Source organism: Gilliamella sp. Occ4-3, from assembly GCF_001690675.1.
Lineage (GTDB): Bacteria > Pseudomonadota > Gammaproteobacteria > Enterobacterales > Orbaceae > Gilliamella > Gilliamella bombi.
This window is the reverse complement of the sequence record NZ_LZHR01000046.1, coordinates 1-6,331: the sequence shown is the minus strand read 5'-3', so window position 1 is coordinate 6,331 and position 6,331 is coordinate 1. Positions and strand designations below refer to the sequence as shown.

Annotated in this window: 3 protein-coding genes and 2 pseudogenes; 4 read left to right on the top strand and 1 reads right to left on the bottom strand. The window is 31.6% G+C overall.

The features are described from left to right. Positions 1-94 precede the first annotated feature (94 nt). From A9G44_RS05130 to A9G44_RS13985, 3 genes and pseudogenes are all read left to right on the top strand, one after another. A complete protein-coding gene (locus A9G44_RS05130; RefSeq protein WP_080702357.1) occupies positions 95-808 on the top strand; it encodes a helix-turn-helix domain-containing protein in 714 nt (237 codons plus the stop codon). 49 nt (positions 809-857) lie between these two features. After that, positions 858-1,370, top strand: a pseudogene (locus tag A9G44_RS13990) (YdgH/BhsA/McbA-like domain containing protein); the annotation flags it as partial. Positions 1,371-1,415: 45 nt separating this feature from the next. Beyond that, a pseudogene (locus A9G44_RS13985) lies at positions 1,416-1,901 on the top strand (YdgH/BhsA/McbA-like domain containing protein); the annotation flags it as partial. Positions 1,902-1,948: 47 nt separating this feature from the next. Here A9G44_RS13985 and hrpA read toward each other — a convergent pair. Beyond that, positions 1,949-5,824 (bottom strand): ATP-dependent RNA helicase HrpA, encoded by a 3,876-nt coding sequence (gene hrpA / locus A9G44_RS05120; protein WP_143426316.1) that lies wholly within the window; start codon positions 5,822-5,824, stop codon positions 1,949-1,951. A 75-nt stretch (positions 5,825-5,899) separates the two neighbouring features. Here hrpA and A9G44_RS05115 point away from each other — a divergent pair, with 75 nt between their 5' ends. Continuing rightward, positions 5,900-6,319: an META domain-containing protein gene (locus A9G44_RS05115; protein ID WP_065609538.1), complete on the top strand. Its 420-nt coding sequence runs from the start codon at positions 5,900-5,902 to the stop codon at positions 6,317-6,319. Positions 6,320-6,331: the final 12 nt, after the last annotated feature.

Genomic DNA, 6,331 nt, shown 5'->3' with positions numbered 1-6,331 from the left:
AAATATAAATATTAATTAATGAGCAATTGTTGTTTTATTATAAAATATGCTACTCTAATAAATTAATAAATTTTAATTATTTCCTTTCGTTAATATGCAAAATATTTTTAAGACATTACGTTCAAAAAGTTATTCCGTTCCATGTGAATTATGTAGTATGGGATCTTTCTGCATTCCCATGTTGCTTAACAATAAATTAGACAGTATATTAGAACGAAAAATATCTTATGCTAAAAATGAAATCCTAGCAAAATCTAATACACCCTTTACTAAATTTTATATTATTCATTCGGGGGCATTAAAAACTTTTGTTACAACTTCTGATAATCATCAACGAGTTAATGGCTTTTATTTACCAGGAGATATTGTTGGCTTAGATTCAATTGCAACTCAAGTGTATAACAATAATATTCAAGCTCTTAGTAATACATTAGTTTGTGAGCTTTATTATGATGAGCTGATGTCGTTAGTTGATACCAAAAAAAATATTAGAGATCTTGTGTTTAATTTGTTAAGCTCTGATATTTATAATTACCAAAAATTAGTATTATGCTATTCTCAAAAAAAGGCTGATGAGCGAGTAGCAACTTTTATTTATTCACTTTATCAGCGCTATGAAAAGAAAGGTCATTCTTCATTGAATATTAAGCTCATGATGAGCCGAGCCGATATCGCTAACTATTTAGGTTTAACAATTGAAACAGTTAGCAGAAATTTATCAAAGTTGCAAGAACAAAATATTTTATTAGCTAGAGGAAAATATTTATTTATCAAAAATCTAAACGGTTTAATAGATTTAGGTAATTAGATTTATTTATGTTAAAATAATCAGAATAATTTTAGTAAGGTCTTAATATATGACAAGTTTAAAGAAAACGATCATTTTAGCAAGTTTGGCCATAACCTCTTTTTCTTCGTTTGCCTCTCAGCAATTAACGGAACAACAAGCTAAAGGTTTACAATCATTTAAGAGTATAACCATCCGAGGAGCTTTTTATACTGATAGTGATTATGTTATGGCAATGTCAAGAGCTGCTGATAAAGAAGGAGCTGCTTCCTTTTATATAACCACAACTAATATCAGCCCTTCGAATGATACTTTAAGAATTGTGTATGCGAAATTATATAAAGCCGATGCTCCTAAATCAGAAGAACAAGCTGAAAGCCTTCGCAAGTTTGAAGGTATTTATGAATATCCAAAATCTAAAGCCATACGTTTAGAGCCTTTCAACATTGTGCGTATTCGTGGTTATTTTCCCAGTGAATATGATATTAACCAAGCAATTGCTAGAGAAGCATCAGCAAAAGGTGCGTATGCTTATTATATTGATTCACGTAGTGAATTAGGTAGTAATATACAAGTTGCTGCTTATTTGTTTAAGAAAGATGCACCTGAACGTAAACTTCAACCTGAGGATGCAATTCCATATGACTCTGAAGCTGGTCAACAAGCTCTTGCACAAGGTGGTGATGCGGCTATGCAGGTAGAAAAACCTGGCTATTATTCTCCTTCAGCTTTTAATGAAAAATTTTATGCCGATAAATTTAATAATAAAGTAAAAGTCATTAATCAAGCCACACACAAAGCAACAACGTCTGGAACAACTAATGCTTCAGCATCTCAAGTTACGACGATAACAACTGAGCCACAACGCATTACACGTTACACTGTCACTCTTCCCGATGGACGGAAGATCCAAGAATTGAATGATGCAACTGCAGCAAAAATGGTTGCATTTGATACAATTAAATTCAGAGGTTACTATGTAACTGATCAGGAAATTTCATATCAAGCGGGTAAACGAGCTATTGATGCTGGGGCCAAGTATTATCATATTGCTAGAATCGCCCATGATGCAAATGGTCCAAATATAACTGTTTATGTAGATCTGTATCGATAGTTTATATAGATAATCGGGCGCATAAGCGCCCTATTTTTTGGTAGAACCTATAGTTGTGATTTAATTACATCAATTTGCTGTTTGATGCGTTTTGCTGAAATTGGATATGATGTACCAAGCTGTTGCGCAAATAAATTTACTCTTAATTCTTCAATCATCCAACGAATATCTGTCACTTTAGTGTCTGATCGTTGATTGTTTGGTAAACGATTAATCCAATTATCATACTGATTCTGAATATCTTCTATAATACTCATTGATTGTCTATCTCTTGCCACATTTTGAAATAATTTTTCAATTCTTTTCTCAATAGCCGATAAATATCGAGAGATATCATTCAATCTTCTATAACTTGATTGAGCAACAAATCCTTTATAAACTAATCTATTAAGTTGCTGTTTGATATCTGACAAGGCAAATGCTAAAGATAAATCAACGCTCCCTTTTAACTTTTTATTAATGCTAAAATGCAAAGTTAGTATTAATTCGACTTGCTTAGCAATATCAACAACTATTTCATTAATATGAGTTTTAGTATAATTAAGTAATTGCTGATAATCATCAGTTGAATGTATTGCTTTATTATTTGTTTCAATTAAATAATCAACACCACAAGCGATACAATCATCAATAAGCATTAACACGTTACCAAACGAATTAAAATATAAACTTAATTTCGATTTATTGGGTAATTTTTCATGTAAATACTTGATTGGAGAGGGAATATTAAGCATTAATAAGCGTCTTAAACCTAATTTAGTTAATCTTCGTTGCTCTGATTGATTATCAACTAACTTTATACTTACGGAATTTTGATTATCAATAATTGCTGGATAAGCCTTAATAGTATAGTTTTTTTGTTTTTCTTCATAAACATCAGGAAGTTTTCCAAATGTCCAATCTGTCAAATTATTTTGCTCAATTGAGTTATCTTTTTTATTAATAGTAATAGATGATAAAGCTTGTTGAAGTTGAGTTTTGAGTTGCTGTTTTAGCATATCAAGATCTTTACTTGAAGCAATTTCGTTATTATTACTATCAATAATACTAAAATTCATTTTTAAATGTTCAGGGACTTGTTCTAATTGCCAATTTTCTGATGTAATTTTAACACCAGTCATTTTATGAAATTCATTTTCTAAGCATTCAAGAAGCGGTTTTTCTGTTGTATCTACCCTATCTAAAAATGCATCTGCATAATTTGGTGCAGGGACAAGGTTTCGTCGTAAAGATTTAGGCAATGATTTGATCAATGTAATTATTAAATCTTTTCTAAAACCTGGCACTTGCCAATCGAATCCCTTGTTTTTAATTTGGTTTAAGATATCAAGTGGAATTTTTATGGTGACACCGTCACGGTTATGACCAATATCAAAGTGATAACTAAGTGCTAGCTTAAAATGATCTTGATACCAGAAATCAGGAAAATCATTTAAGTTAATTAATTGTGCTGATTGCCTGATCAGCATCTCTTTTTGTACATTAAGATAATCAGGATCAGATTTTTGTTTCTGCATCCACCATTTATCAAAATGTCTAGATGAAATAACGGATTTATCTATGCGTTTATCATAGAAATCAAATAATTCATCATCATCAATTAAAATATCCTGACGACGTGATTTATGTTCTAAATCTTCAACTTCATTAATCAACTTTTGATTTTGCTTGTAAAATTTATGATTTGTGAACCAATCACCTTCAACTAATGCATGTCGAATAAACAGAGTGCGACTTAAAATAGGATCAATTTTACTGTAATTTACTATTCTATTAGTAACAATTGGTAACCCAAATAAAGTTACTTTTTCGTTTGCTATTGTTGTGCCCTGCTTTTTAGACCACCTAGGTTCGTTATAGTTATATTTCACTAAATGTTTAGCTATAGGTTCAATCCATTCAGCTTCAATTTTTGCTGCTGTTCTTCCCCATAATCTATTTGTTTCAACAAGTTCACAAGCAATACACCATTTGGGTTGGTTTTTGAAAAGTGCTGAATTAGGAAAAATTGCAAATTTTATATTACGTGCACCTATATACTCACGCTTTTCAAGCTCTTTTATTCCAATATGAGATAGTAAACCGCTTAGTAACGAAATATGTAATGAATTATAATCAGCTTCTTTACTATTAATCGGAAACGCTAATTGCTTAATTGTTTGTCTAATTTGCGTATAGACATCTTGCCATTCACGGATTCGAAGATAATTTAAAAACTCTTTTTGGCATAATCGTCTAAATTGATTCCCTGATAATAAGTTCTGTTGTTCTTTAATGTAGTTCCATAAATTAATTAAAGAAATAAAATCTGACTCCTTATCAACAAAACGACGATGTTTCTCATCCGAAGCTTGCTGTTTATCGAAAGGTCTTTCTCTTGGATCTTGAATCGATAAAGCAGCAGTAATTATCATTATTTCTTTAATGCACCCTAGGCGCCTTGCTTCAACCAACATCCTAGCTAATCTTGGATCAATTGGTAATTGTGCTAAAATTTTACCTATTTCAGTTAAATGATATCTATTCTGTATGGTATAAATTGCCCCAAGTTCTTCTAATAAGCGAAGTCCATCACGAATATATTTTGAATCAGGTTTTTCAACAAAAGGAAAAGCGGCAATATCGCCTAAGCCTAATGATGTCATTTGTAATATTACTGAAGCCAAATTGGTTCGCAATATTTCGGGTTCGGTAAATTTGGGGCGAGATAAAAAATCTTGTTCATCATATAAACGTATGCAGATACCATTAGATGTTCGTCCACAACGTCCTTTACGCTGATTGGCAGAGGCTTGTGATATTGGTTCAATAGGTAAACGTTGAACTTTAGTTCGGTAACTATAACGACTAATTCTGGCTAATCCCGAATCGATCACATATTTAATGCCTGGAACGGTTAATGATGTTTCTGCCACATTAGTAGCAAGGACAATTCGACGTTTAGTATGTGATTGAAAAATTCGATTTTGTTCTGATGCTGATAACCTTGCATATAATGGCAAAATATCCGTATGACGAAGTTCTAACTTATTAAGTGTATCGGCAAGATCTCGAATTTCTCGTTCTCCTGTTAAAAAGATTAATATATCCCCAAGACTTTCAGTTGATAATTCATCAATGGCATCTATAATCGGTTGAAAATCACAACTTTTATCATTATTATCATCTTCTTTCAGGATTGGGGGACGATATCTAACCTCGACAGGATAGGTACGACCCGATACTTCAATAATCGGAGCCTCATTGAAGTGTTTAGAAAAACGTTCCACATCAATAGTCGCTGATGTTATTATGACTTTTAAGTCTGGGCGTTTAGATAATAATTGCTTAAGATAGCCTAAAATAAAATCAATATTCAAACTGCGTTCATGAGCTTCGTCAATAATAATAGTATCATATTGTAGTAAGAGTTTATCTTTCTGAATTTCAGCAAGCAATATACCATCGGTCATTAATTTAATCAGGGTTGTGTCACTGACATGATCGGAAAATCTTACTTTAAAACCAACTAACTGCCCTATTTCTGTTTTTAGCTCTTCAGCGATACGATTAGCTACTGAACGTGCCGCTAATCGTCTTGGTTGAGTATGACCAATATAGCCTTTCACGCCTAAGCCTAATTCTAAACAGATTTTGGGAATTTGTGTTGTTTTTCCCGAGCCAGTTTCACCAGCAATTATAATCACTTGATTATGTTTAATAGCATCATAAATTTCTTGTTTTTTTTCAATTACAGGCAAATTTTGGGGAAAAACAATATTTTTCGGTAACGATTCTATTCTGCATTGATAATGTAAGTTAGCATCTTGTATGGCAGAATCTATATCAGCTATAGTTTGACTTTTCTTAGCTAATTTTATTATTTTATGCTTATTTAGGAAAGTCATTGAGTCAAGATTTTTTAATTGCTGTTGAGATAGCATAGCGTGTCAAATATTTTAATTAAAGTCTCATTAATGCCTAATTATAACAAACTTAACCTATTATTAGGAGTTCAAATGAAAAAAACGTTTTTGTTAACTGCTCTATTTACGGCTTCACTGGCTTTATCAGGATGTAGTGACTCAAGTACTTTACAAGAGACCGATCTCATGCACCACCGTTTTGTACTCACAAAAGTAAATGGTCAAGATATTCCGTTAGATGATCAAGCAGAGCTTATATTTGGGGAAAATATGACAATTACAGGTAAAATGTGTAACCATTTTTCTGGTAAAGTTACTTTAGACAACGGTAGCATAAAAGGTAGTGGTATTGTGATGACTAAAATGCTTTGTAATGATGATCAATTAAATCAATTAGATTATATTATTGAGAACTTAATTACTGAAGGTACAAAAATCAATTTAAAAAATAATCAACTAACCTTAAAAAATAACAATAATGAACTAATTTATCAACTTAAAGACTTAATGTAAGCCAAATGTTTA

What these genes read in the sequence shown, in the direction of transcription:
- A9G44_RS05115 (WP_065609538.1), top strand. Translation starts at nt 5,900, where the DNA reads ATGAAAAAAACGTTTTTGTTAACTGCTCTATTTACGGCTTCACTGGCT.
- A9G44_RS05130 (WP_080702357.1), top strand. Translation starts at nt 95, where the DNA reads ATGCAAAATATTTTTAAGACATTACGTTCAAAAAGTTATTCCGTTCCA.
- hrpA (WP_143426316.1), bottom strand. Translation starts at nt 5,824, where the DNA reads ATGCTATCTCAACAGCAATTAAAAAATCTTGACTCAATGACTTTCCTA.